Annotated in this window: 22 protein-coding genes and 1 pseudogene; 17 read left to right on the top strand and 6 right to left on the bottom strand. The window is 67.5% G+C overall.

Annotation, left to right across the window (positions count from 1 at the left end; genetic code table 11):
- Positions 1-49 precede the first annotated feature (49 nt).
- The 10 genes from ftsZ to dnaE all read left to right on the top strand — a co-directional run bounded on the left by ftsZ (position 50) and on the right by dnaE (position 10,605).
- Positions 50-1,288 carry a cell division protein FtsZ gene (gene ftsZ, locus D3654_RS05170; protein WP_120520460.1) on the top strand — a complete coding sequence of 413 codons (1,239 nt, stop codon included), beginning with the start codon at positions 50-52 and terminating at the stop codon, positions 1,286-1,288.
- Between the two features lie 19 nt (positions 1,289-1,307).
- Positions 1,308-1,997: a purine nucleoside phosphorylase YfiH/LACC1 family protein gene (locus D3654_RS05165; RefSeq protein WP_120520459.1), complete on the top strand. Its 690-nt coding sequence runs from the start codon at positions 1,308-1,310 to the stop codon at positions 1,995-1,997.
- On the top strand, positions 1,990-2,745 hold the full coding sequence (locus D3654_RS05160) for a YggS family pyridoxal phosphate-dependent enzyme (RefSeq protein ID WP_120520458.1): 756 nt from the start codon (positions 1,990-1,992) through the stop codon (positions 2,743-2,745). The genes D3654_RS05165 and D3654_RS05160 overlap by 8 nt, the downstream gene beginning before the upstream one ends.
- A 99-nt stretch (positions 2,746-2,844) precedes the next feature.
- Positions 2,845-3,378 (top strand): cell division protein SepF, encoded by a 534-nt coding sequence (locus D3654_RS05155; protein WP_120520457.1) that lies wholly within the window; start codon positions 2,845-2,847, stop codon positions 3,376-3,378.
- A 104-nt stretch (positions 3,379-3,482) separates the two neighbouring features.
- Positions 3,483-3,770, top strand: a complete 288-nt coding sequence (locus D3654_RS05150) for a YggT family protein (RefSeq protein WP_120520456.1) — start codon at positions 3,483-3,485, stop codon at positions 3,768-3,770.
- A 158-nt stretch (positions 3,771-3,928) separates the two neighbouring features.
- Positions 3,929-4,645: a DivIVA domain-containing protein gene (locus tag D3654_RS05145; RefSeq protein ID WP_120520455.1), complete on the top strand. Its 717-nt coding sequence runs from the start codon at positions 3,929-3,931 to the stop codon at positions 4,643-4,645.
- Between the two features lie 94 nt (positions 4,646-4,739).
- The gene (lspA, locus tag D3654_RS05140; RefSeq protein ID WP_120520454.1) at positions 4,740-5,381 is read left to right on the top strand and encodes a signal peptidase II; all 642 of its coding nucleotides are present in this window, start codon (positions 4,740-4,742) and stop codon (positions 5,379-5,381) included.
- Positions 5,374-6,300, top strand: coding sequence for an RluA family pseudouridine synthase (locus D3654_RS05135; RefSeq protein ID WP_120520453.1), 927 nt, complete (start codon positions 5,374-5,376; stop codon positions 6,298-6,300). The genes lspA and D3654_RS05135 overlap by 8 nt, the downstream gene beginning before the upstream one ends.
- A 114-nt stretch (positions 6,301-6,414) precedes the next feature.
- Positions 6,415-7,038, top strand: a complete 624-nt coding sequence (locus D3654_RS05130; protein WP_120520452.1) for a hypothetical protein — start codon at positions 6,415-6,417, stop codon at positions 7,036-7,038.
- Positions 7,039-7,047: 9 nt separating this feature from the next.
- Positions 7,048-10,605, top strand: a complete 3,558-nt coding sequence (gene dnaE, locus D3654_RS05125; RefSeq protein WP_120520547.1) for a DNA polymerase III subunit alpha — start codon at positions 7,048-7,050, stop codon at positions 10,603-10,605.
- 48 nt (positions 10,606-10,653) lie between these two features.
- On the opposite strand, the gene D3654_RS05120 is transcribed toward dnaE, so the two are convergent.
- Positions 10,654-11,157, bottom strand: a complete 504-nt coding sequence (locus D3654_RS05120; RefSeq protein ID WP_120520451.1) for a flavin reductase family protein — start codon at positions 11,155-11,157, stop codon at positions 10,654-10,656.
- Between the two features lie 131 nt (positions 11,158-11,288).
- Here D3654_RS05120 and D3654_RS05115 point away from each other — a divergent pair, with 131 nt between their 5' ends.
- From D3654_RS05115 to nrdR, 3 genes are all read left to right on the top strand, one after another.
- Positions 11,289-11,849 carry a hypothetical protein gene (locus D3654_RS05115; protein WP_245413094.1) on the top strand — a complete coding sequence of 187 codons (561 nt, stop codon included), beginning with the start codon at positions 11,289-11,291 and terminating at the stop codon, positions 11,847-11,849.
- A gap of 9 nt (positions 11,850-11,858) precedes the next feature.
- Positions 11,859-13,232: a histidinol dehydrogenase gene (gene hisD / locus D3654_RS05110; protein WP_120520450.1), complete on the top strand. Its 1,374-nt coding sequence runs from the start codon at positions 11,859-11,861 to the stop codon at positions 13,230-13,232.
- Positions 13,233-13,401: 169 nt separating this feature from the next.
- Positions 13,402-13,911 (top strand): transcriptional regulator NrdR, encoded by a 510-nt coding sequence (gene nrdR, locus D3654_RS05105; protein ID WP_120520449.1) that lies wholly within the window; start codon positions 13,402-13,404, stop codon positions 13,909-13,911.
- A 114-nt stretch (positions 13,912-14,025) separates the two neighbouring features.
- On the opposite strand, the gene ppgK is transcribed toward nrdR, so the two are convergent.
- The gene (gene ppgK, locus D3654_RS05100; protein WP_120520448.1) at positions 14,026-14,826 is read right to left on the bottom strand and encodes a polyphosphate--glucose phosphotransferase; all 801 of its coding nucleotides are present in this window, start codon (positions 14,824-14,826) and stop codon (positions 14,026-14,028) included.
- An 86-nt stretch (positions 14,827-14,912) separates the two neighbouring features.
- A complete protein-coding gene (map, locus tag D3654_RS05095; protein ID WP_120520447.1) occupies positions 14,913-15,791 on the bottom strand; it encodes a type I methionyl aminopeptidase in 879 nt (292 codons plus the stop codon).
- Between the two features lie 82 nt (positions 15,792-15,873).
- Here map and D3654_RS05090 point away from each other — a divergent pair.
- Positions 15,874-16,062 (top strand): annotated as a pseudogene (locus D3654_RS05090) (hypothetical protein); the annotation flags it as partial.
- 54 nt (positions 16,063-16,116) lie between these two features.
- On the opposite strand, the gene panB reads toward D3654_RS05090, so the two are convergent.
- Entirely contained in the window at positions 16,117-17,058 is a 942-nt protein-coding gene (gene panB / locus D3654_RS05085) for a 3-methyl-2-oxobutanoate hydroxymethyltransferase (RefSeq protein WP_120520445.1), read from the bottom strand.
- A 192-nt stretch (positions 17,059-17,250) separates the two neighbouring features.
- On the opposite strand from panB, the gene glnA reads away from it, so the two are divergent.
- Positions 17,251-18,591 (top strand): type I glutamate--ammonia ligase, encoded by a 1,341-nt coding sequence (glnA, locus tag D3654_RS05080; protein WP_074590578.1) that lies wholly within the window; start codon positions 17,251-17,253, stop codon positions 18,589-18,591.
- A 9-nt stretch (positions 18,592-18,600) separates the two neighbouring features.
- Positions 18,601-21,612 (top strand): bifunctional [glutamine synthetase] adenylyltransferase/[glutamine synthetase]-adenylyl-L-tyrosine phosphorylase, encoded by a 3,012-nt coding sequence (locus D3654_RS05075; protein ID WP_120520444.1) that lies wholly within the window; start codon positions 18,601-18,603, stop codon positions 21,610-21,612.
- A 43-nt stretch (positions 21,613-21,655) separates the two neighbouring features.
- On the opposite strand, the gene D3654_RS05070 is transcribed toward D3654_RS05075, so the two are convergent.
- Both D3654_RS05070 and D3654_RS05065 read right to left on the bottom strand, forming a co-directional pair.
- Positions 21,656-22,141, bottom strand: coding sequence for an NUDIX domain-containing protein (locus D3654_RS05070; protein ID WP_120520443.1), 486 nt, complete (start codon positions 22,139-22,141; stop codon positions 21,656-21,658).
- Between the two features lie 91 nt (positions 22,142-22,232).
- Positions 22,233-22,559: a hypothetical protein gene (locus D3654_RS05065; RefSeq protein ID WP_120520442.1), complete on the bottom strand. Its 327-nt coding sequence runs from the start codon at positions 22,557-22,559 to the stop codon at positions 22,233-22,235.
- Positions 22,560-22,682: 123 nt separating this feature from the next.
- Between D3654_RS05065 and D3654_RS05060 the strand changes: the two genes are divergently transcribed.
- A complete protein-coding gene (locus D3654_RS05060; RefSeq protein WP_120520545.1) occupies positions 22,683-22,898 on the top strand; it encodes an AsnC family protein in 216 nt (71 codons plus the stop codon).
- Positions 22,899-22,957 lie beyond the last annotated feature (59 nt).

Raw genomic sequence — 22,957 nt, 5'->3', positions numbered from 1 at the left:
GTTGGACTCGATCAGTTTCGCTATAGGACACAAGCAAGGGGCACGAAACGTGGCAGCACCGCAGAATTACTTGGCCGTCATCAAGGTCGTCGGCATCGGCGGCGGTGGCGTGAACGCAGTCAACCGAATGATCGAAGTCGGCCTCCGCGGGGTCGAGTTCATCGCCATCAACACCGACGCGCAGGCGCTTCTCATGAGCGACGCCGACGTCAAGCTCGACGTCGGACGTGAACTCACCCGCGGCCTCGGCGCGGGTGCCAACCCCGACGTCGGACGCCAGGCCGCCGAAGACCACGCCGACGAGATCGAAGAGGTCCTGCGCGGCGCGGACATGGTCTTCGTGACCGCCGGCGAAGGCGGCGGCACCGGAACGGGCGGCGCCCCCGTGGTAGCCCGCATTGCCCGCTCGCTCGGTGCGCTGACCATCGGCGTCGTGACCCGCCCCTTCACCTTCGAGGGCCGCCGCCGCGCAAACTCCGCCGAGAACGGCATCGACGCCCTGCGCGACGAAGTCGACACCCTCATCGTCATCCCCAACGACCGCCTGCTTTCCATCAGCGACCGGAACGTCTCCGTCCTTGACGCTTTCCGCTCCGCCGACCAGGTGCTGCTCTCCGGTGTCCAGGGCATCACCGACCTCATCACCACGCCCGGCCTCATCAACCTCGACTTCGCCGACGTGAAGTCCGTCATGCAGGGCGCGGGCTCCGCGCTCATGGGCATCGGTTCGGCCCGGGGCGAAGACCGTGCGGTCAAGGCCGCCGAGCTCGCCATCGCCTCTCCGCTGCTCGAAGCGTCGATCGATGGCGCCCACGGTGTCCTGCTGTCCATCCAGGGCGGCTCGGACCTCGGCCTCTTCGAGATCAACGAAGCCGCCCGCCTGGTCCAGGAAGTGGCCCACCCCGAAGCCAACATCATCTTCGGCGCCGTCATCGACGACGCCCTGGGCGACGAAGCGCGGGTCACCGTCATCGCGGCAGGCTTCGACGACGTCAAGGCCACCTCGCCGTCCATGAACCAGCAGCCCGCCGCCCAGCCAGCAGCGCAGCAGCAGGTTCCGGCCGCCCCGGAGCAGCGTCCCGCAACCCAGGCAGCCCCGGCCTACCAGCCGGTGCCGCAGCACGTGCCTGCCGGCGTCGCCAGCTCGGGCCTGAGCAACTGGAGCCAGCAGCGTCCCTCCGCCCTGCCCGCCGACTCCGGCTTCGACGTCGACCTCCCTGCCGTGGTTGAACCGGACCTGTCCGGTGGCCGCAGCGACGACCTCGACGTCCCCGACTTCCTGAAGTAAGCCGGGGAGTCAGTCAGCAGTGTTTTGGTGGCGTAAGGAAGTGCGGCCCGGACTGTGGGTCGCCTTCACCGATGCCGACGCCGGCAATCTTGCCTTGCACGTCGGCGACGACCCTGACGACGTCCTGGTACGCCGGGCCCGGCTGGAATCAGCAGCCGGGCTCGGCGACCGTACGTTCCAGTACATGTCCCAGGTGCACGGCAACACCGTGACCTTCGTCGGCGACCTGGCCGAACCTCCCACCGCGGATGCGATGGTCTCTACCGGGCAGCCCCTTGCCGTGATGGTTGCCGACTGCGTTCCGGTGGTCCTCGCGGGCGAAAGCGCGCACGGCCCAGTGCTCGGTGTTGCCCACGCCGGCAGGCCCGGCGTGGCGTCCGGAGTGGTCGCTGCGACCGTCGGCGAAATGCGGCAACGGGGAGCCGAAGGAATTACGGCCTGGATCGGCCCGTCGATCTGCGGGAAATGCTACGAAGTCCCCGAGGAGCTCCGGGCCGAGGTCGCCGCGGCCGTGCCGGATACCTGGTCCGTCACGTCCTGGGGCACGCCGGCCCTGGACCTCCAGGCAGGCGTGCGCGCACAGCTCGGGGGGCTCGGCGTGCCGGTCGAATACACCGGCGAATGCACCAAGGACAGCCCGGGCCTGTTTTCCTACCGCCGCCAGCAGCAGACCGGCCGCTTCGCAGGACTGGTGTGGACCCATGGCTGAGCCCGGTCTGACAGGGACAGAACTGGAGGGCGGCATGGACGAACGGGCACTTCAGCTGCAGGAACGCCTCGGCGCCGTGCTTGCCAGGATCACCGCGGCGACCCTGGCCGCGGGCCGCGCCGAGGAACCCGGGCTCATTGTGGTCACCAAGTTCCACCCCGCCGCCGACGTCGCACGCCTGGCCGCCCTCGGCGTCCGGGACGTGGGGGAGAACCGCGACCAGGAAGCCTCGGCCAAGGCCGCCGGGCTCACGGACCTCGGGCTGCGCTGGCATTTCATCGGACAGCTGCAGAGCAAGAAAGCCAAGTCCGTCGTGAAGTACGCGCACTCGGTCCAGTCCGTCGACCGCCCCCAGCTCGTCGAAGCCCTCGCCAAAGCCATGCTCCGCGCCCAGGAGGAGGACCGCCGGGACGCGCTGGAATGCTTCATCCAGGTCAGCCTCGACGACGACGCCGGCGAGCACCGCGGCGGGGCCGCGCCGGCCGACGTCGGGCAGCTCGCGGACAGCATCGCCTCCGCCCCCGGGCTGCGGCTTGCCGGGGTGATGGCAGTGGCGCCGCTCGGCGCCCGCCCGGAGGACGCGTTCGAGAAGCTCGCGGGCATTTCCGCGGCGCTGCGCGAAGCCCATCCCGGAGCCGCGGCGATCTCGGCAGGCATGAGCCAGGACCTGGAAGCGGCCGTGCGCTTCGGGGCGACACACCTGAGGATCGGGTCCGATATTCTCGGTTCCCGTCCACCCGTGGGGTAGCGTCAAAGTATTGGAAGCGACGGGCCTGCGCATCCATGTCAAGGCATCCATGTCAAGCCACGGGCGGCCCGCCAACTGCAGACACGATTGGAGTCCAGCATGGCTGGCGCACTGCGCAAGACAATGGTTTATCTTGGGCTCGCCGACGGCGATGAGCACTACGAGTCTGAGCACCACCTGCCCCGGAGGGATGAGGAGCACGCCGCCGCTGCCGAGCAGGAAGAGTATCGCGCCCCCGCACCTGTCCGGGAAGCCGTCCGTGAAGTACCCCAAGCCGCCGCCGAAGAGGAATACCGCGCCCCCGTGACACCCATCAAGCGTGCGGCATCGAGCCGCGAAGACAGCTCCGGACTCCGCCAGATCACCACGGTCCACCCCCGCTCCTACAATGACGCCAAGATCATCGGCGAGAGCTTCCGGGACGGGATCCCCGTGATCATGAACGTCACCGACATGGGCGAGGCGGACGCCAAGCGCCTCGTGGACTTCTCCGCCGGGCTCGTCTTCGGCCTGCACGGCAGCATCGAACGGGTCACCAACAAGGTGTTCCTGCTGTCGCCGTCGTACGTCGAGGTCCTCGGCGATGACAAGAAGGCCAGCGAGGGACAGGCCTCGTTCTTCAACCAAAGCTGACGGTCCGCCACAGCCGTTTCAGATGCCAGGCGGGCAACCGCCTGGCATCTGTGTTGGAATAGAGAACATCAGCCGTTTGCGATCGAGGAGAACTGAGCTAAGCCGTGGGCATTGTTTTTGGCCTTATTTACATTGCATTGCTGCTGTTCCAGATTTTCCTCATCGTCAGGATTGTCTTTGACCTGGTGCAGATGTTTGCCCGGCAATGGCGTCCGCGCGGCGCTGCGCTCGTGACGGCGCATGTGGTCTATTCCGTGACGGACCCGCCCATCAAGCGGATCCGCCGACTGGTTCCGCCCCTGCAGCTGGGCTCGGTTTCCCTCGACCTGGCATTCCTGATTGTCTTCATCGTGGTGATCATTGCGATGGGATTCACCTGGTCACTGGTGTAGCTTCTTTGTAGGCAGGACCCCGGCAAACCCGGCGCGCCAGGCCACGGTTCCCGTGATTAAAGACAAAGGGTGTTGAATTGGGGGAATCAGATGATATTTAGGTACCGTAGTTTTTGAACGGCCGGAAGGCCTCCTGACTAGACCAACGAGGTGACCAGATGGCTTTGACGCCAGAAGACGTTGTCAACAAGCGCTTTCAGCCGACTAAGTTCCGTGAAGGCTACGACCAGGACGAGGTCGATGACTTCCTCGATGAGATCGTCGTCGAACTGCGCCGCCTGAACCAGGAGAATGACGAGCTCCGCAAGAAGCTTGCCGAGGCCGGAACCGCCGTCGCCGCCAACGCCACCCCGGCACCGGTCGTTGAGAAGGTCCCCGCCCCGGTCAAGGCCGACAAGGAAGCAGAGGCCAAGGCCAAGGCAGAAGCCGAAGCAAAGGCTGAAGCCGAGGCCAAGGCCGCCGAAGCCGAAGCCAAGAAGAAGGCCCAGGCTGCCGCACCTGCCGCTCCCGCTGCCACCCCTGCAGCATCCTCGCCTTCCCCCTCCGCCGAGTCCGCGGCCGGGCTGCTGGCAATGGCCCAGCAGATGCACGACAAGCACGTTGCCGATGGCGAGCAGCAGAAGGAAAAGATCATCGCCGAGGCGCAGATCGAAGCTTCCACCCTCGTCAACGACGCGCAGGACAAGTCCCGCAAGATCCTGGGTGCCCTCGAGCAGCAGCGTTCCGTCCTTGAGCGCAAGGTCGAGCAGCTCCGCGGCTTCGAGCGCGACTACCGCTCCCGCCTGAAGGCCTACATCGAAGGCCAGCTGCGTGACCTTGACGCCCGTGGTTCCGTGGCCGCCCCTGAGGTCGGCGAAGCTGCCGCAGAGGTCTAGCAAGTATTCTGAAAGCCGGTGGCTGAGGACTCCTCGGCCACCGGTTTTTCGCTGTTAAGAGCAGCGCACCCCACGGCCCCCGGATGAAAGCACTATGAGCGACGAACACACCAGCGGTACCACGGAACCGGACCGCACCCTTCGCCGGACCCCGCGACCGGGCCTGCTCTGGCTCTTCGCAGGCTTCGCGGCCTTCGCCTACGCCTTTGACCAGCTGACCAAGCTCTGGGTCACCAGCACCATGGTGGAGGGCGAACGCATTCCGGTCCTGCCTCCCTTGCTGCATTGGTACTACATCCGCAATTCCGGGGCGGCCTTCTCGATCGGCGAGAACGTCACCTGGGTCTTCACGCTCGTCATGGCCGGAGTGTCCGTGGCCATCTTCTTCCAGCTGCGCAAGCTCGGCTCAATCTGGTGGTCCCTGGCCCTCGGGCTGCTGCTCGGCGGCGCCCTCGGCAACCTGACCGACCGGCTCTTCCGGGAGCCCTCGTTCGGCATGGGGCACGTGGTCGATTTCATCCAGCTGCCCAACTTCGCGATCTTCAACATCGCCGATTCCGCCGTCGTCAGCGCGGTCGTGGTGATCTGCCTGCTGACCCTGCGTGGCATCGGGCTGGACGGTTCGAAGCAGCAGGCTGCGGCAAAGCAGCCCGCGGCCGGACAAGACGAAGCCGACACCGGCCGTGCCGACACTGGCCGTGCCGACACTGACAGGGAAGCGTCCGGCGATGCCTGAGACCTTCGAAGTACCCGAAGAACTGGCCGGCACCCGCGCCGACGCCGGTCTGGCAAAGCTCATGGACATCACCCGCTCCGCCGCCGCACTGCTGCTGGCCGAAGGCAACGTCCGTGCGGGCAAGGCGGTCCTGGCGAAATCCGCCAAGCTCACCGCCGGTTCCGTTCTGTCAGTGACCGTTCCCGAGCGCCGGGACCCCTTGGAAGTCGTGGAGGAAGTAGTGGAAGGCCTGAACATCCTGCTGGACGATGAGGACTTTGTCGTCATCGACAAACCCGTGGGAGTTGCGGCTCATCCCTCGCCCGGCTGGGTGGGCCCCACCGTCGTCGGCGGCCTGGCCGGCGCTGGGTACCGGATCTCCACCTCGGGCGCGGCCGAGCGTGCCGGCATTGTGCACCGGCTCGACGTCGGAACCTCCGGGGTGATGGTGGTCGCCAAGACCGAGCACGCCTACACGGTGCTCAAGCGCGCCTTCAAGGAACGGACCGTGGACAAGGTCTACCACGCCGTGGTCCAGGGCCTGCCGGAACCCCTCGAGGGCACCATCGACGCCCCGATCGGCCGCCACCCGGGCCACGACTGGCGCTTCGCCGTGATCGAGGACGGGCGTCCCTCGGTGACCCACTACGAGGTCCTGGAAGCCTTCGGCAAGGCCAGCCTCGTGGAGGTGCACCTGGAGACCGGCCGTACCCACCAGATCAGGGTCCACTTCGCGGCCCTGCGGCACCCCTGCGCGGGGGACCTCACCTACGGGGCCGACCCGCGCCTGGCGGCCACGCTTGGCCTCACCCGGCAGTGGCTGCACGCCCGCAGGCTGGGCTTCAACCACCCCCGCAGCGGTGACTGGGTGGAAGTCACCAGCCAGTACCCCTCGGACCTGCAATTCGCCCTGGACCTGCTGGCCAGCGGTGACGCCTGAGGCGCCGCGGCCCGACTTCCGGACCCGGCCCATGGTCCGTTGACCCCGCCCCCGCGCGGGGTTAGCGTGAGTGCATTCATTGGCCCATCCAGCCTGCAGGGCAGGAGGCACGATATGCATACAAACCATCGTGGAACCCTTTCCCGGCCGGCGGCGGCGGTGATCGCCGGTACGGTCATCTGGTTTGCCGGCATCACGCCGGCCCAGCGCGTCTACACCACCGCGGACCCGGCACGGCGCCTCGAGATCCTCCAACGCTCAGGCGGAAGGTGGGTGGCCGGGCAGCACGTGGCCGCGATGGGGACGGCGGCCGTGCCGGTGGCCTTCGCGGCCCTGGCAAGGGAATTTCCCCGCGGGCGGGCACGGGCCCTCGCCGGAACGGCGGCCGCCGCACTGCTCGCAGGTGCCCCGATGTTCGTCTGGTGCCTGGCGGACCGGGGGAGCGACGTCGAACGTTTCGCCTACCGCAGGGGCTCCTGGCTGCCATTCACCGCTTACGCCTGGTCGCACGTCGCCGCACTTGCGGCGCTGGCCGGCGCCTTCGCCGCGCTGCCTGCCCCGCGCCCGACGCGCACTGCCCTCGTGCTGGGCGGATCATCCGCCGCGTCCGCCGCAGTGCTCGCGGCCACCAAGGACATCCCGCCCTTCGTGTTCTACCTCGCCGAAGGTGCGGCCGCCGCTGTGCTGCTCCGCCGGGCACCCGACGACGGCGGGGACGGCCCGGCGCCTCGAAGGTAGACTGTCGTGGTGACTTCCAGCAATGCCTCGTTCGTCCACCTGCACACCCACACCGAGTACTCGATGCTGGACGGCGCGGCCCGGCTCGGCGAGCTGTTCAACGAGACAGAGCGGCTGGGCATGCCGGCGCTGGCAACCACGGACCACGGCTACCTCTTCGGCGCCTTCGACTTCTGGAAGAAGGCCACGGACAAGGGCATCAAGCCGATCATCGGCGTCGAGGCCTATGTCACGCCAGGCACTGCCCGCACCGACAAGGAGCGTGTGCGCTGGGGCGACGAAAGCCAGCGCAAGGACGACGTCTCCGGTGGTGGTGCCTACACCCACATGACGTTGCTCAGCTACAACAACACCGGCATGCGGAACCTCTTCCGGGCCTCCTCGATCGCGTCCCTCGACTCGGTTTTCGGCAAGTGGCCCCGCCTGGACCGGGAACTGCTGAACACCTACTCCGAAGGCCTCATCGCCACCACGGGCTGCCCCTCGGGCGAAATCCAGACCCGGCTCCGCCTCGGCCAGTACCGCGAGGCGCTCGAAGCCGCCGCGGAGTTCAGGGACATCTTCGGCGCGGAGAACTACTTCTGCGAGCTGATGGACCACGGCCTGGACATCGAGCGGCGGGTCACCGGCGACCTGCTGCGCCTGGCCAAGGACCTGAACATCCCGCTGGTGGCCACCAACGACCTCCACTACACGCACGAGCACGACGCCAAGGCCCACGAGGCGCTGCTCGCCATCCAGTCCGGTTCGACCCTGCTGGAGCCCACCTACGACCAAGGCGGATCGCGCTTCGCGTTCTCCGGCAGCGGCTACTACCTGAAGTCCCCGCAGGAGATGCGGGAACTGTTCCGCGACCACCCGGAGGCCTGCGACAACACGCTCCTCATCGCCGAGCGCTGTGAAGTCTCCTTCAACACGGGCGCCAACTACATGCCGCGCTTCCCCTGCCCGCCGGGGGAGGACGAGACCTCCTGGCTGGTCAAGGAAGTGGCCAAGGGCCTGGAGTACCGCTACCCGCAGGGCATCCCGGACAAGGTCCGCAAGCAGGCGGACTACGAACTCGACGTCATCACGTCCATGGGCTTCCCCGGCTACTTCCTGGTGGTTGCCGACTTCATCAACTGGGCCAAGAACAACGGCATCCGCGTGGGCCCGGGGCGTGGTTCCGGTGCAGGCTCCATGGTCGCCTACGCCATGCGCATCACGGACCTGGATCCGCTCGAGCACGGGCTGATCTTCGAACGCTTCCTCAACCCGGACCGCGTGTCCATGCCCGACTTCGACGTCGACTTCGATGATCGCCGCCGCCCGGAAGTCATCGACTACGTGACCAGGAAATATGGCGACGAACGCGTTGCCATGATCGTCACCTACGGAACCATCAAGACCAAGCAGGCGCTCAAGGATTCCTCGCGCGTGCTCGGCTACCCCTTCAGCATGGGCGAGACGCTCACCAAGGCCCTGCCGCCCGCCGTCATGGCCAAGGACATTCCGCTCGCGGACATCCAGAACCCGCAGGCGAAGCGCTACGGCGAGGCCGGCGACTTCCGGCAGCTGATCTCCACCGATCCCGAAGCCTCCAAGGTTTTCGAGACCGCGCTCGGCATCGAGGGCCTGAAGCGGCAATGGGGCGTCCACGCCGCCGGCGTGATCATGTCTTCGGACCCGATTATCGACGTCATCCCGATCATGCGCCGCTTCCAGGACGGCCAGGTCATCACCCAGTTCGACTACCCCACGAGTGAAGGCCTCGGCCTGATCAAGATGGACTTCCTGGGCCTTCGGAACCTGACGATCATTTCCGACGCCTTGGAGAACATCAAGCTCAACCGGGACATCGAGCTGGACCTTGAAACCCTCGCCCTGGACGATCCGGCGTCGTATGAGCTGCTCGCACGGGGCGACACCCTGGGTGTGTTCCAGCTCGACGGCGGGCCCATGCGTTCGCTGCTCAAGCTGATGAAGCCTGACAACTTCGAAGACATCTCCGCCGTGCTGGCCCTGTACCGCCCGGGTCCGATGGGCGCCAACGCGCACACCGACTACGCCCTGCGCAAGAACAAGATCCAGGACGTCATCCCGATCCACCCCGAGCTGGCCGAGCCACTCGAAGACATCCTCGGCGGCACCTTCGGCCTGATCGTGTACCAGGAACAGGTCATGGCCGTGGCCCAGAAACTGGCCGGCTACTCGCTCGGCCAGGCAGACATCCTGCGCCGCGCCATGGGCAAGAAGAAGAAGGAGGAACTGGACAAGCAGTTCGCCGGATTCTCCCAGGGCATGCAGGACAACGGCTACTCGAAGGAAGCCGTCAAGACCCTCTGGGACATCCTGCTGCCCTTCTCCGACTACGCCTTCAACAAGGCCCACTCCGCCGCCTACGGCGTGATCTCCTACTGGACGGCGTACCTGAAGGCGCACTACGCGCCCGAGTACATGGCCGCCCTGCTCACCTCGGTGGGCGACGACAAGGACAAGTCGGCCATCTACCTGAATGAATGCCGGCGCATGGGCATCACGGTGCTCCCGCCGGACGTCAACGAATCCGCGCTGACCTTCACTCCTGTGGGCAACGACATCCGCTTCGGCATGGGCGCCATCCGCAACGTCGGCTCGAACGTCGTCGACTCCATGGTGACCGCCCGCCAGGAGCAGGGCCGCTTCGAGTCGTTCTCGGACTTCCTGATGAAGGTCCCCGCCGTGGTGTGCAACAAGCGGACCATCGAATCCCTTATCAAGGCCGGGGCATTCGACTCACTGGGGCACTCGCGCCGCGCCCTGGCGATGATCCATGAAGAGGCGATCGACTCCGTCATCACCCTCAAGCGCAACGAGGCGATCGGCCAGTTCGATCTCTTCGCCGGCTTCGAGGATGACAAATCGGAACCCTCCTTCACCACGGACATCCCGGACCTGCCGGAGTGGGAGAAGAAGGACAAGCTTGCCTTCGAACGCGACATGCTGGGGCTCTACGTTTCGGACCATCCGCTGCAGGGCCTCGAAGGGGTGCTGAGCCAGCACGCCGAGCAATCCATTTCCTCGATCCTCGCCGAAGACGGCCCGCACGACGGCGCCATCGTCACGATCGCGGGGATGATCACCTCGCTGAGCCGCCGCATCGCCAAGGCAAGCGGCAACGCCTACGCGCGGGCCGAGATCGAAGACCTCGGCGCGTCGATGGAGGTCATGTTCTTCGGCCAGGTATACGGGCCCATCGCGTCCGTCCTCGCCGAGGACCTGATCGTGGTGGTCAAGGGCCGCCTCCAGCGCCGCGACGACGGTGCGGTCACCCTGAACTGCATGGAACTGTCGGTCCCGGACCTGAGCGAGGGGGTGAACGGGCCGCTGGTCATCACCATGCCCACGCACAAGGCCACCGAGGCGGTCGTCACCGAACTGAGGGACGTCCTCGGCAACCACCGCGGCAACTCGGAGGTCCGCCTGAACCTGCACGGGGACACGAAGATCGAGGTGATGGCCCTGCCGATCCACCTGCGCGTGAACCCGAACCCGGCCCTGTTCGGCGACCTGAAGGTGCTGCTCGGGCCGGCCTGCCTGGACAGCTAGGCGGGATGGACAGCTAGGCGGGACGGACCGTTTGGCGGGCGGCCGGGCTCAGATTTCGTAGTCGAGCGGGACCGGCTGTCCGTAGGTGCCCGAGTGGTACAGCAGCGGGCTGCCGTCCTCGCCCACCTGCCCGTCCACCACCTCGACGACGACCACCGCGTTGTTCTCGAAGGAAAGCCGCATTTGGATCTTCCCGATGAGCCACCCGGTGACGTTCTTCAGCAGCGGTACCTCGAAGGGGCCCGGCTCCCAATGGTCGCCCTCGAACCGCTCCCCGCCGCCGCGGGCGAAGCGGTCCGCGAGGGCTTCGTTTTCGTGGCCGAGCATGTGCAGGCCGATGTAGGTCGAGTTCGCCACGGCCGGCCAGGAACTGGAGCTGCGCGACATGTTGAAGGTGAAGCGGGGCGGCTCGGCGGACAGCGATGCCACCGAGGTCGCGGTGAAACCGAAGGGCCTGCCGTTCAGGTTCGCGGTGATGATCGCGACGCCCGCGGCGTGCCGGCGGAACATTTCCCTGAAGGTTCCCACGAAGGACGGGGTGTCCGCAGCCATGGCCAGCTCCTGCTCAAAGTCGATGTGCTCGTGGAATCAGCGTATTCCCACGGACCCTCAAGGAGGTATTCCGGGTATGCCTGCGGGGCCGCGTTGCGGCGGCAGACGCAATGAATGTTAATGTGGCATCCATGACCCTGCCTGCGTATGAGAGCACCGGAGCGGCCTGGAACGGGATCCCTGCCGACGTCGGCGGGGAAGCCGTACGCCGCAGCCGCACCTGGGCATGGCTTGTGGTTCCCGCGGCCGCCGGGATCCTGCTCGGCATCGCCTGGTGGCTGCTCGCCCCGGGCGGAGCCAACCTGCTCACCCGGGACCCGGCCCTCGGGGATCCCTCGACACCGCTGACGCGGCTTCCCCGGGACCTCGTGCTCGCCGCCTTGCTGCTGCTGGCGGGCTGTTTCACGGCCGTGTTGCTCGATTCGAGCCGGCCGGAGCAAGGCCGCGCGCTGCGCACCTTCCTGGCTGCCGCCGGGGGACTGGCCGGATCGGCCGCGGCCTGGCAGGTGGGGCTGCTGGCCGCAGGATGGTGGGGACCCACCGGGGCTGTTCCCGCGGGCGAGGACGGCTTCACCCTCCGTTCCGCCGTCGTCCTGATCGTCTGGCCCTTCACGGTCGCGCTGCTGGCGTTCCTTTACAACCTGTTCAGCCTGCTGGGCCGCGGAACACGGACCGGCGACCAGGCACACTAAAATGGCCGGGTGACCATTTCTCCGGAGAACCCAGCCGCCACTGTTACCGACTCCCTCGTCTTCCGCAGCATCGACCTGCGGGGCCGCGCCCTTTCCCTCGCGGAACTGCGTGCCGCCGTGCCGCGGGCGCAGCATCAGACGGTGGCCGACGCCGAACAAAAGGTCCTGGACATCATCGCGGCCGTCCGCTCCCGTGGTTTCGCGGCGCTGGGCGAATTCGCCCTGGCGTTCGACGGCGTCGAGCAGTCCCACCCCCGGGTCCCGGCAGCGGCACTCGCCGACGCCCTGGAGAACCTCGAGCCCGCCGTCCGTTCGGCACTGGAGGAGTCCATCAGCCGTGCCCGGCAGTTCGCCGTCGCCCAGCGCCCGGCGGACGTCGACGTCGAACTCGGCGACGGTGCCGTCGTCAGCCAGAACTGGGTGCCGGTGGGCCGGGTCGGGCTGTACGTGCCCGGCGGCCTGGCGGTCTACCCGTCGTCCGTGATCATGAACGTGGTTCCCGCCCAGGCGGCCGGTGTCCCCTCGGTGGCCCTCGCCTCGCCGCCGCAGAAAGAGTTCGGCGGCCTGCCGCACCCCACCATCCTGGCTGCCGCGGCGTTGCTCGGCATCGACGAGGTCTACGCCATCGGCGGCGCCCAGGCTGTGGCCGCCTTTGCCTACGGTGTTCCGGGCGCCGACGGCGAGGAAGCGCTGGAGCCGGTGGACGTCGTCACCGGTCCCGGCAACATCTTCGTGGCGACGGCCAAGCGCCTCGTCAAGGGCGTGGTGGGCATCGACTCCGAGGCCGGCACCACCGAAATCGCCATCCTGGCCGACGGCACGGCCCGCCCCGAACTGGTCGCCGCCGACCTCATCAGCCAGGCCGAGCACGACCCGAAAGCCGCATCCGTGCTCGTCACGGACTCGCCGGAGTTGGCGGCGGCCGTGGACGCCGAGCTCAAGCGCCAGGCGGCCCGGACCAAGCACGGCGAACGCGTAGTGACCGCCCTTTCGGGGCCGCAGTCCGGCGTCGTGCTGGTAGACAACCTGGAGCAGGGGATCGCGGTGTGCGACGCCTACGCGGCCGAACACCTGGAAATCATGACGGCGGACGCGCCGGCGGTCGCCGCGCGGATCCGCAACGCCGGCGCCATCTTCGTCGGCGACTACAGCCCCGTCAGCCTCGGCGACTACTGCGCCGGCTCCAACCACGTGCTGCCCACGAGCGGCACGGCGGCGTTCTCCTCGGGCCTCAACGTCACCACCTTCCTACGCGCCGTGCAGCTCATCAACTACAACCGGCAGGCGCTGGAAGAGGTCAGCCGGCACATCGTGAGCCTGGCGGGAGCCGAGGATCTTCCCGGCCACGGCGACGCCGTGACAATCCGCTTCGCCGGGGCATAAAGCACTACATATACGGTGGGCGGCACTACATGTAGTAATTACATGCTTGTCATTAGCCCGTGTCCGAACGTAAAATGATGGCGGAAGCATTGCTTCCGCCACCATTCGCGTTTCCGGCTGTACCTGGCCGGGCGCCAGGCAGGATCAGCACCAGGAGAGGGAGGCCGGCGTGTATTGCCCGTTTTGCCGTAACCCCGACTCCCGGGTGGTGGACAGCCGCATGGCCGAAGACGGCTCCTCGATCCGGCGCCGCCGGCAGTGCCCCGAATGCGGCCGCCGGTTCACCACGGTGGAGACCACCAGCCTGTCCGTCGTGAAGCGTTCAGGTGTCGGCGAACCGTTCAGTCGGAGCAAGATCATCAACGGCGTCCGCAAAGCCTGCCAGGGCCGTCCCGTCACCGAGGACGACCTCGCCATGCTCGCCCAGGAGGTCGAGGAGAACATCCGGGCCTCCGGCGCCGCAGAGATCGACGCCCACCAGGTGGGCCTCGCCATCCTCGGTCCGCTGCAGAAGCTCGACCAGGTCGCCTACCTCCGCTTCGCAAGCGTCTACCAGGCCTTCGAATCCCTCGAAGACTTCGAATCCGCCATCGCCCTGCTCCGTGAAGAGGCCCAGCTTGGGCAGGATACCGCGGGGAAGGCCGGCCGGAGCAAAGCCGGCGCCAAGGGCTCCCAGTAGCTCTCTGAAAGACTCCGGTGGTGGCGGCGGAGGGGAAGCCCCTGCCACCACCGGCACCATGTCGGCCGCAGCTTGCGCCTGTGACGATTCCAGCGCAAGCCGCGGACCGGGCGGCTACTTGACGAGCTTGTGGTGGACGGCGACTTCGAGGGCGGCGCCGACGATTCCGGCGTCGTTCTTCAGTTCGGCCGTGACGATCTTGGTCCGCAGCTGCAGGTGCGGGAAGTATTCGTCCGAGCGCTTCGAAATCCCGCCGCCGATGATGAAGAGTTCGGGGGAGAAGAGGAACTCGACGTGCTGCATGTAGCGGTTGAGCTTGACCCCGTACTCGTCCCAGCTCAGGCCGTCCCGCTCGCGGGCGACGGCTGAGGCCTTGGTTTCGGCGTCGTGGCCGTCGACCTCGAGGTGGCCGAGTTCGGCGTTGGGGACCAGCTGGCCGTTGAAAATGAAGGCGGAACCGATCCCGGTGCCGAGGGTGATCACCAGCACGGTCCCGTCCACGCCTTCACCGGCACCGTAGCGGGCCTCGGCGAGGCCGGCGGCGTCGGCGTCGTTGATGACCTCGACCGGGCGGCCCAGGCGGTCGCTGAACAGCTTGTCGACGTCGGTCTCCAGCCAGGACTTGTCCACGTTCGCTGCCGAGCGGACCACGCCGTGCTGGATGATGCCGGGGAAGGTGACGCCGACCGGCGAGCCTTCCGCCGGTGCGTCGGGACGGCCGGAGAGTTCCTTGACGATCTCGGCCACGACGTCGGCAACGGCCTCCGGGGTGGCCGGCTGCGGGGTGGGGATCCGGAAGCGCTCACCGACGAGCTTGCCCTTCTTCAGGTCCACGATCCCGCCCTTGATGCCGGTACCGCCGATGTCGATCCCGATCAGCGGGGCGTTCTTGTGGTTCTTCGAATCCTTCGTCAATGCATATCCGTTCTTGGCAGGGGTTGGCGGAAGATAGGGCACTAGGCAGATGAGGCACTGGGCAGCCGGAGGTCCGGCGGCCCAGGTCAGGGCAGGGTGAGGATTTCCGCGCCGGTGTCGGTCACCAGCAGGGTGTGTTCGAACTGCGCGGTGCGTTTGCGGTCCCGGGTCACCACGGTCCAGTTGTCCGGCCACATGTCCCATTCGACGGTGCCGAGGGTGAGCATGGGTTCGATGGTGAACACCATGCCGGACTGGATGACCGTGTTGTAGGCCGGTGCGGCGTCGTAGTGCGGAATGATCAGGCCCGTGTGGAAGGCCTCGCCCACTCCGTGGCCCGTGAAATCACGGACCACTCCGTAACCGAAACGCTTTGCGTAGGATTCGATGGCCCTGCCGATCACGTTGATCTCGCGGCCGGGTGCCACTGCCTTGATGGCCCGGTTGAGGGACTCCTGCGTCCGCTCCACCAGGAGACGGGACTCTTCGTCCACGTCGCCCACCAGGAAGGTGTAGTTGGTATCACCGTGCACGCCATTGATGAACGCGGTGATGTCGATGTTCAGGATGTCGCCGTCCCGGACCACGGTGGTGTCCGGGATGCCGTGGCAGATGACCTCGTTGAGCGAGGAACACAGCGACTTGGGGAAGCCACGGTAGCCAAGGGTGGACGGGTACGCGTTGTGGTCCATGAGGAACTCGTGCCCGATCCGGTCCAGCTGGTCCGTGGTGACGCCCGGCTGGATGTGCTTTCCGACCTCCACGATCGCCTGTGCGGCGATCCGGCCAGCGATGCGGATCTTTTCGATGGTCTCCGCCGACTTCACTTCCGAGCCGGTGAACTTGGCCGGGGCCGGCTTGCCGACATACTCGGGGCGTGCGATCGACGCCGGAACCGGCAGCTCGGGGCTGACGGTTCCTTGGGTGAGCGTGCCGATGGGTGCAGTCAAAGCGGGGGAAGGCATAGATTGATCATATAAGGGAGCAAGGAGACGCAGCTAACAATGCGGCCGGCCGCGTACGGCCGCCGCGAAAAGTTACGCGGCGGCCGCCGATCGGGAAGGAGCCAACGTGACGGAGTACTGGTACAACGTACAGACCCACGAGATCGAGGAGGACGCGATGTCCGACTGGACCCAGCTGATCGGGCCGTACAAGACCCGGGAGGAAGCCGAGCACGCCCTCGAGAAGGTCCGGGCCCGCAACGAGGCCTGGGAAAAGGACGACGACGATTAGGCTGCCTGTGTCCTCTGGCGGGCCCGTCCGTCCGGCCGGGACTTGTCCGTCCGGCTAAAAGGAGTGCTCCGGGCCGGGGAAGCTGCCCGAGCGGACCTCATCGGCGTACGTCCGGGCGGCGTCGCCCAGGATGCCCCGCAGATCGGCGTACTGTTTGACGAACTTGGCCATCTTGCCGCCACGGAGGCCGGCCATGTCCTGCCAGACCAACACCTGGCCGGTGGTCTGGTTGCCCGCCCCGATGCCGATCGTGGGCACCTTGATCGCGGCGTCGACGGCGGCGGCCGTCTCCGCGGGGACCATTTCCATCAGCACGCTGAAGGCGCCGGCGTCGACGAGCGCAACGGCGTCGTCGATCAACCGCTGGGCGTCGTCACCGCGGCCCTGCACCCGGTAACCGCCCAGCGCGTGCTCGCTCTGGGGCGTGAAGCCGATGTGGGCCATGACCGGAATGCCGGCCTGCACCATGGCGCGGACGGTCGGCGCGTAGTAGGCGCCGCCCTCGATCTTCACCGCCTGGGCAAGGCCCTCCTTGAGGAAGCGCACGCCGGTGGCCACCGCCTGTTCGGCGGACACTTCGTAGCTGCCGAACGGCAGGTCCGCGACGACGAGGGCCCGCTTGGTCGACCGGGCGACGGCGCGGCAGAGCGGGAGAAGTTCGTCCACCGTGACCGGTAGGCTGCTTTCGTTGCCGAAGACGTTGTTGGACGCCGAGTCGCCGATCAGCAGGACCTCGATGCCGGCCTGGTCGAAGATCTCGGCGCTGTACTGTTCGTAGGCCGTGAGCATGGCGAAGCGGGCGCCGTTGGCCTTGGCTTGCTGCAGGTGGTGGAGGCGCACGCGGCCGGACGGGACGGCACCGGGAACTCCGCCGGACGGCGCGGCGGCCGGCGACGGGCCGGAGCCGTACGGTGCCGAGGTTTCGGGACTGTTGCCGGTCTCGGGGTTGCTGCCGGGTTCGGGAGTGCGCGAATCAGGATTGTTGCTCGGGGCCATGACAAGAGCGTATGCGGTCCCCGGCCGGCTAGCCACCGGGCGAGACAGCACTCCCGGTTTGTAAACGCTGTGTTACGGGGAGGCCTTGCACCGGCATTCCCGGGCAATGCTTAGTAGAGTGAAGGCTGAGCTGCCGTGGGCCCGGAGAAAACCCTGCCCGCGGTGTGGACATTGAATCTGAAAAGGGGCCCCATGGACCGCCAGCAAGAGTTCGTACTGCGGACCATCGAAGAGCGCGACGTGCGCTTCGTGCGCTTGTGGTTTACCGACGTCGTCGGATCGCTCAAGTCGGTGGCACTTGCGCCGGCCGAGGTGGAAGGCGCCTTCGAAGAAGGCCTCGGCTTCGACGGCTCGTCCATCGAAGGACTTGCCCGCGTTTTCGAATCCGACATGCTCCTCCAGCCGGATCCGGCCACCTTCCAGATCCTGCCCTGGCGCGGCGATACCGAACAGACCTCCAGGATGTTCTGCGACATCCTCACCCCGGACGGCGAGCCGTCCGCCGCCGATCCCCGCAACGTCCTTAAGCGCACCTTGGCCAAGGCCGCGGACATGGGCTTCACCTGCTACACGCACCCCGAAATCGAGTTCTACCTCCTCAAGTCCAGCGAACTCGGGCCCAACGGCGCCCCGGTCCCGGTGGATGAGGGCGGGTACTTCGATCACGTGCCCGGAGGCGTGGCCCAGGACTTCCGCCGCACCGCCGTCACCATGCTCGAGTCCGTGGGCATCTCCGTCGAGTTCAGCCACCACGAGGCCGGTCCCGGGCAGAACGAAATCGACCTCCGCTACGCCGATGCGCTGCAGACGGCGGACAACCTCATGACGTTCCGAACGGTCATCAAGGAAGTGGCGCTGCAGCAGGGCACCTACGCCACTTTCATGCCCAAGCCGTTCACGGACCACCCCGGCTCCGGCATGCATACCCACTTCTCGCTCTTCGAGGGCGACACGAACGCTTTCTTCGAGGCCGGTTCGGAGTTCCAGCTGTCCAAGACCGCACGCCAGTTCATCGCGGGCATCCTGAAGCACGCCCCGGAATTCACGGCCGTGACGAACCAGTTCGTCAACTCCTACAAGCGGCTCTGGGGCGGCGGCGAAGCCCCGAGCTACCTGAGCTGGGGCCACAACAACCGCTCCGCGTTGGTCCGCGTCCCGTTGTACAAGCCCGGCAAGGGCCAGTCCGCCAGGATTGAGTACCGCGGCATCGACTCCGCCACCAATCCTTACCTGTCTTACGCGGTGCTGCTGGGTGCCGGCCTGAAGGGCATCGAGGAAGGCTACGAGCTGCCGCCCGCGGCCGAGGACGACGTCTGGTCGCTGACGTCCGCGGAGCGCAAGGCAATGGGCCACGCCCCGCTGCCGTCCAGCCTGCACGACGCCATCCGTGCCATGGAGGACTCCGAGCTCGTCGCCCAGATACTCGGCGAGCAGGTGTTCGAACACTTCCTGCGCAACAAGCGGGCGGAGTGGCAGGACTACCGGCTCCAGGTCACCCCGTACGAGCTTCAGCGCAATCTCGGCATCCTCTAGGCGGGCGGCATGAGCCTGGCACGCCGGCTCATTTCAGCCGGTTTCAGCGATCTTGACAAAGGGGAGCGCTTCCTCGGCGCCCGCGAACTCGACGGCATCGACCAGGAGACCCTGTTCACGGGCCTGCACTTGAGCGCCAGCCCCGATACGGCACTGCAGACCCTGGTACGGCTGATCGAGAAGCACCCGGCCCTGCGGGAGCTCGCGGCCGCGGATCCGGACCGCAGCGAACCGCTGTACCGGCTCCTCGGCGCTTCCGAGGCCCTGGGCGAGTTCCTGATCCGGCACCCCGAGCACCTCGACGTGTTCGACGAGCGGGTCAGCCCGGAACCGCAGGCACAGGATCCGGCCGTGCTCCGGGCACGCCTGCTCGCCTCGGTCCGCGCCGACGCCGCCTCCCCGCGGCCGGTGGCTGGTCTCACGGGCCCCGCGGCCTACGCTGCCCTGCGTACCGCGTACCGGCGGGGCCTGACTGAACTGGCCATCAGGGACCTGTGCGCGGCCAGCCCGCAGGACGCCATGCCGATCGTCGGGGCCGAGCTTGCCGACCTCGCGGGAGCCGCGATCGAGGCCGCCCTCGCCGTGTCCCGGGCCGAGGTGGCCGCCGCCTTCGACCCGGCAGACGTCGCGGCCGTCAGGCTGGCCGTGATCGGCATGGGCAAATGCGGCGCCCGCGAGCTGAACTACATTTCCGACGTCGACGTCATCTATGTGATCGAGGCGCAAGGGCTGGAAGACGCCCACGCCGCCACCATCGGCACGGCCCTGGCGAGCGGCATTTCGCGGGCGATTTCCTCCACCGCGCCCGAACCCGGCCTCTGGGAAGTCGACGCGAACCTGCGCCCCGAAGGCAAGTCCGGGCCGCTGGTGCGGACCCTGCCCTCGCACCTGAGCTACTACGCCCGCTGGGCGGACAGCTGGGAGTTCCAGGCGCTCCTGAAGGCCCGCACCATCGCCGGCGACAGGGAACTCGGCGCCCGCTACGAGGAGGCCGTGCAGCCGCTGGTCTGGGCGTCGTCGGGCCGTGAAGGCTTCGTCGAATCCGTCCAGGCGATGCGCCGCCGGGTCACCGACAACATCGCGCCCGCCGAGGAACAGCGCCAGATCAAGCTCGGCCCGGGCGGCCTGCGCGACGTCGAGTTCACCGTCCAGCTGCTCCAGCTCGTCCACGGGAAGTCGGACGAGACGCTGCGCAGCAAGGACACGACGTCGGCCATCGCCGCGCTTTCCGCCGGCGGCTACATCGGCCGCGCCGACGCCGCGGCCTTCGACAGCGCCTACCGGTACCTGCGGCTCCTGGAACACCGGATCCAGCTCTTCCAGCTGCGCCGCACCCACCTGATGCCCACCAGCGAGGACGCCCAGCGCTTCCTGGCCAAGGCAGTGCTCGGGCCGTTCTCCTCGGAACGCCCGCACCCGGATGCCCTGATCGGCACCTGGCAGAAGACCAAACGCTCCGTCCGTGAGCTGCACGAACGGATTTTCTACCGCCCGCTGCTCAACACCGCGGCAAGCCTCAGCAGCGAGGATGCCCGGCTCAGCCCGGAAGCGGCGCAGGGGCGCCTGGCGGCGCTCGGCTACCGCGATCCGCGGGGCGCCATGCGGCACATCGAGGCACTCACTGCCGGCGTCAGCCGCCGGGCGGCCTTGCAGCGCCAGCTGCTGCCGATCCTGCTCGGCTGGCTCGCCGAGGGTGTGGATCCCGACGCCGGCCTGCTCGCCTTCCGCCGGGTCAGCGAGGCCCTCGGCACCACGCACTGGTACCTGGGAATGCTGCGCGATTCGCAGGCGGCGGCCGAACGGCTGTGCCACGTGCTGTCCAACTCCCGGCTGATTGCCGACCTGCTGGAAGTTTCCCCGGAATCGGTAGCCTGGCTGGGCAACGACAAGGAGCTCAAGCCGGTGTCCTTCGAGGGGCAGTGGCAGGAAATCCAGTCGAAGATGTCCCGGCACGCCGACCCGGAAAGCGCCATGCGCCTCATCCGGCTCATCCGGCGCCGCGAAATCCTCCGGATCGCCATCGCGGACAGCTCCGGGCTGCTCGACCAGGACGAAGTGGGCTCGGCCCTGGCCGACACGGACCGCGCCGCGGTCCTCGGTGCCCTGCATGTCGCCGAGAACATTGTCTCCGACGGCGGCCCGCTCAAGACCCACGTGCTGGTGGTGGCCATGGGACGCCAGGGCGGCCGGGAAATCGGCTACGGTTCCGACGCCGACGTCATGTACGTCCACCGCGCACAGCCCGGCGCGGGCGACGAAGAAGCCCAGAAGCAGGCGCTGGCGATTGTCGCCCAGGTGTCCAGCCTGCTGACCCAGCCGTTGAAACCGGCGATCAAGGCCGAACGGGTCCTCACGGTCGACGCCGATCTGCGGCCCGAGGGCAAGAACGGGGCGATGGTGCGCTCCCTGGATTCCTACGCCGAGTACTACCGGCGCTGGTCCCTGGTCTGGGAGGCCCAGGCCCTTCTGCGGGCCCAGCCGATGGCGGGCGACGACGGCCTCGCCGCCGACTTCGTCGACCTTGTCGATCCGATCCGGTACCCGGAGGTGCTTGAGGACACGGAGCTGCGGGAGATCCGCCGGATCAAGGCCCGTGTGGAATCGGAGCGGCTGCCCCGCGGGGCCGATCCCGCCCGCCATGTGAAGCTCGGCCGCGGCGGCCTGAGCGACGTCGAGTGGCTCGTCCAGCTCCTGCAGCTGCAGCACGCAGGTAAGCACCCCGCCCTGCGGACCACCTCCACCATGCAGGCGCTCGACGCCATCGCCGAGCTGGAGCTGATCAGTAAGAAGGACGGCCAACTGCTGCGCGACACCTGGCGCATGGCAAGCCGGATCCGTTCGGCCAACGTGATCTGCACGGGCCGTGCCTCCGACCTGCTGCCGGCGTCGCGCCGGGATCTGGAGGCGGTGGCCCGCTGGTGCGGCTACGCGCCGGGCCAGGCGGCGGTCTTCGAGGAAGACTATCTGCGGATGAGCCGGCGCACCCGGGCCGTTTTCGAACGGCAGTTCTACGGCCAGTAGCGCCCGCCGCTTGGAAGTTTCGAAGCCCGCCGTTCCACAGCTGCTAGACGACCTCTTCGCGGTCCTGGAGTTCGAGGACCCGGCCTTCGCGCAGACCCGTGAGGGCCGAGGCGACATGGAACGCGCCGTGGATCCCGAAGTAGTCCGGGAAGTCCGCCTCGGCGACGAACCGCCATTCGGTGAGTTCCTCTTCCTGCAGGACGATCCGGGTGTCGGCGGACAGGACCCCGCCGTCGTAGAGGAAGTTCAGGCCGTCGCCGATGGGGGAGGGAAACGCCGAGTGCCCGATGATGAGCAAGGCTCCGGGGACGATGTCCAGGCCCAGTTCTTCGCGGCCCTCGCGGCGTGCGGCGGCGCGGGGCGCCTCCCCGGCATCAACCGTGCCGCCGGGTAGAAGCCAACCGTCCTTGTAGTTCGGCTTCACGGCAAGGACCCTGTCCTGCCCGTCGCGGATGACGAGGCCAGCGGCAACGCGCCGGCGGGGGAGGGTGCGGAAGTATTCGCGGCTTTCGGGACTGAGTTCGGCCATGCCGCCACCGTAACAGGACGGAAGCCTGGGCCGGGAGATTGTGACCGTTCGGCCTGGCCGGCCGTGCAACGTTGCGTTGTGGCGTGGGTGCCTACTGCCCGGTGTGGTGGCCCATCTGCGTCTGGTTCAGCGCGGTGGGCGGCTCGTACGGGTTGGGCTTCCGGTCCCCGTCCGCGCCGAGCGGCTCGCGGTTGCCGTAGCTGCGCGGCGTGTTGAGGTCGCGGGAGCGCAGGCGGAGTCCGACGGCGAGCAGCCCGAGGGAGTCTGCCAGCAGGACCAGCCCGAGGACGAACAACACGGATGTTCCGGCGTCGGCCTCTCCGCCCGTAACGGCCGCGAGCGGCCGCGGCAGGATCAGGACGCAGGCGGCGAACGCGAGTCCCGACAACACCAGCAGGATGGTCCACTTCTTTTTCATTGCGTCCCCCAATTGTCGTTCAGTCGACATCCCTGTGCCCCATTCAACCGGGAACCGGAACAAAACGAAAGGCACCGTCAACTTTCGTTGACGCCGTCGTGCTCGTCAACTATGGTTGACGCCATGGAGGTGGACCGCATGAAGACCCTGGTGGGATCGATGGACGGGATGGGCCCGGCGGAGGCGCTCTACGCCGTGGCTGAACTGCAGAAGGAAGTCGGCAGGGCCGAGGCCGGGCTGGTGCGGGCTGCCCGGCAGGCCGGGCTGTCGTGGGAGGCGATTGCCTTGTGCCTCGGCGTCAGCAAGCAGGCCGTGCACAAGAAGTACGGCAAGCAGTAGTCCCGGCAAAGTAAGTCCCGGCACACGAAAAGGCCGGCCGCAGCGTGATGCTGCGGCCG

The sequence above is a fragment of the Arthrobacter celericrescens genome (assembly GCF_003614925.1).
Classification (GTDB): domain Bacteria; phylum Actinomycetota; class Actinomycetes; order Actinomycetales; family Micrococcaceae; genus Arthrobacter; species Arthrobacter celericrescens.
Note: the sequence above shows the minus strand (reverse complement) of the source record. Positions and strands in the feature narration are given on the sequence as shown.

Bases quoted from the DNA above. Each gene is read 5' to 3' on its own strand.
- D3654_RS05135 (WP_120520453.1), top strand. From the start codon at position 5,374: ATGCCTGAGACCTTCGAAGTACCCGAAGAACTGGCCGGCACCCGCGCC.
- D3654_RS05160 (WP_120520458.1), top strand. From the start codon at position 1,990: ATGGCTGAGCCCGGTCTGACAGGGACAGAACTGGAGGGCGGCATGGAC.
- D3654_RS05120 (WP_120520451.1), bottom strand. From the start codon at position 11,157: ATGGCTGCGGACACCCCGTCCTTCGTGGGAACCTTCAGGGAAATGTTC.
- D3654_RS05060 (WP_120520545.1), top strand. From the start codon at position 22,683: ATGGAGGTGGACCGCATGAAGACCCTGGTGGGATCGATGGACGGGATG.
- D3654_RS05065 (WP_120520442.1), bottom strand. From the start codon at position 22,559: ATGAAAAAGAAGTGGACCATCCTGCTGGTGTTGTCGGGACTCGCGTTC.
- D3654_RS05070 (WP_120520443.1), bottom strand. From the start codon at position 22,141: ATGGCCGAACTCAGTCCCGAAAGCCGCGAATACTTCCGCACCCTCCCC.
- lspA (WP_120520454.1), top strand. From the start codon at position 4,740: ATGAGCGACGAACACACCAGCGGTACCACGGAACCGGACCGCACCCTT.
- D3654_RS05115 (WP_245413094.1), top strand. From the start codon at position 11,289: ATGACCCTGCCTGCGTATGAGAGCACCGGAGCGGCCTGGAACGGGATC.
- D3654_RS05130 (WP_120520452.1), top strand. From the start codon at position 6,415: ATGCATACAAACCATCGTGGAACCCTTTCCCGGCCGGCGGCGGCGGTG.
- D3654_RS05155 (WP_120520457.1), top strand. From the start codon at position 2,845: ATGGCTGGCGCACTGCGCAAGACAATGGTTTATCTTGGGCTCGCCGAC.
- panB (WP_120520445.1), bottom strand. From the start codon at position 17,058: ATGGCCCCGAGCAACAATCCTGATTCGCGCACTCCCGAACCCGGCAGC.
- D3654_RS05145 (WP_120520455.1), top strand. From the start codon at position 3,929: ATGGCTTTGACGCCAGAAGACGTTGTCAACAAGCGCTTTCAGCCGACT.
- glnA (WP_074590578.1), top strand. From the start codon at position 17,251: ATGGACCGCCAGCAAGAGTTCGTACTGCGGACCATCGAAGAGCGCGAC.
- D3654_RS05075 (WP_120520444.1), top strand. From the start codon at position 18,601: ATGAGCCTGGCACGCCGGCTCATTTCAGCCGGTTTCAGCGATCTTGAC.
- map (WP_120520447.1), bottom strand. From the start codon at position 15,791: ATGCCTTCCCCCGCTTTGACTGCACCCATCGGCACGCTCACCCAAGGA.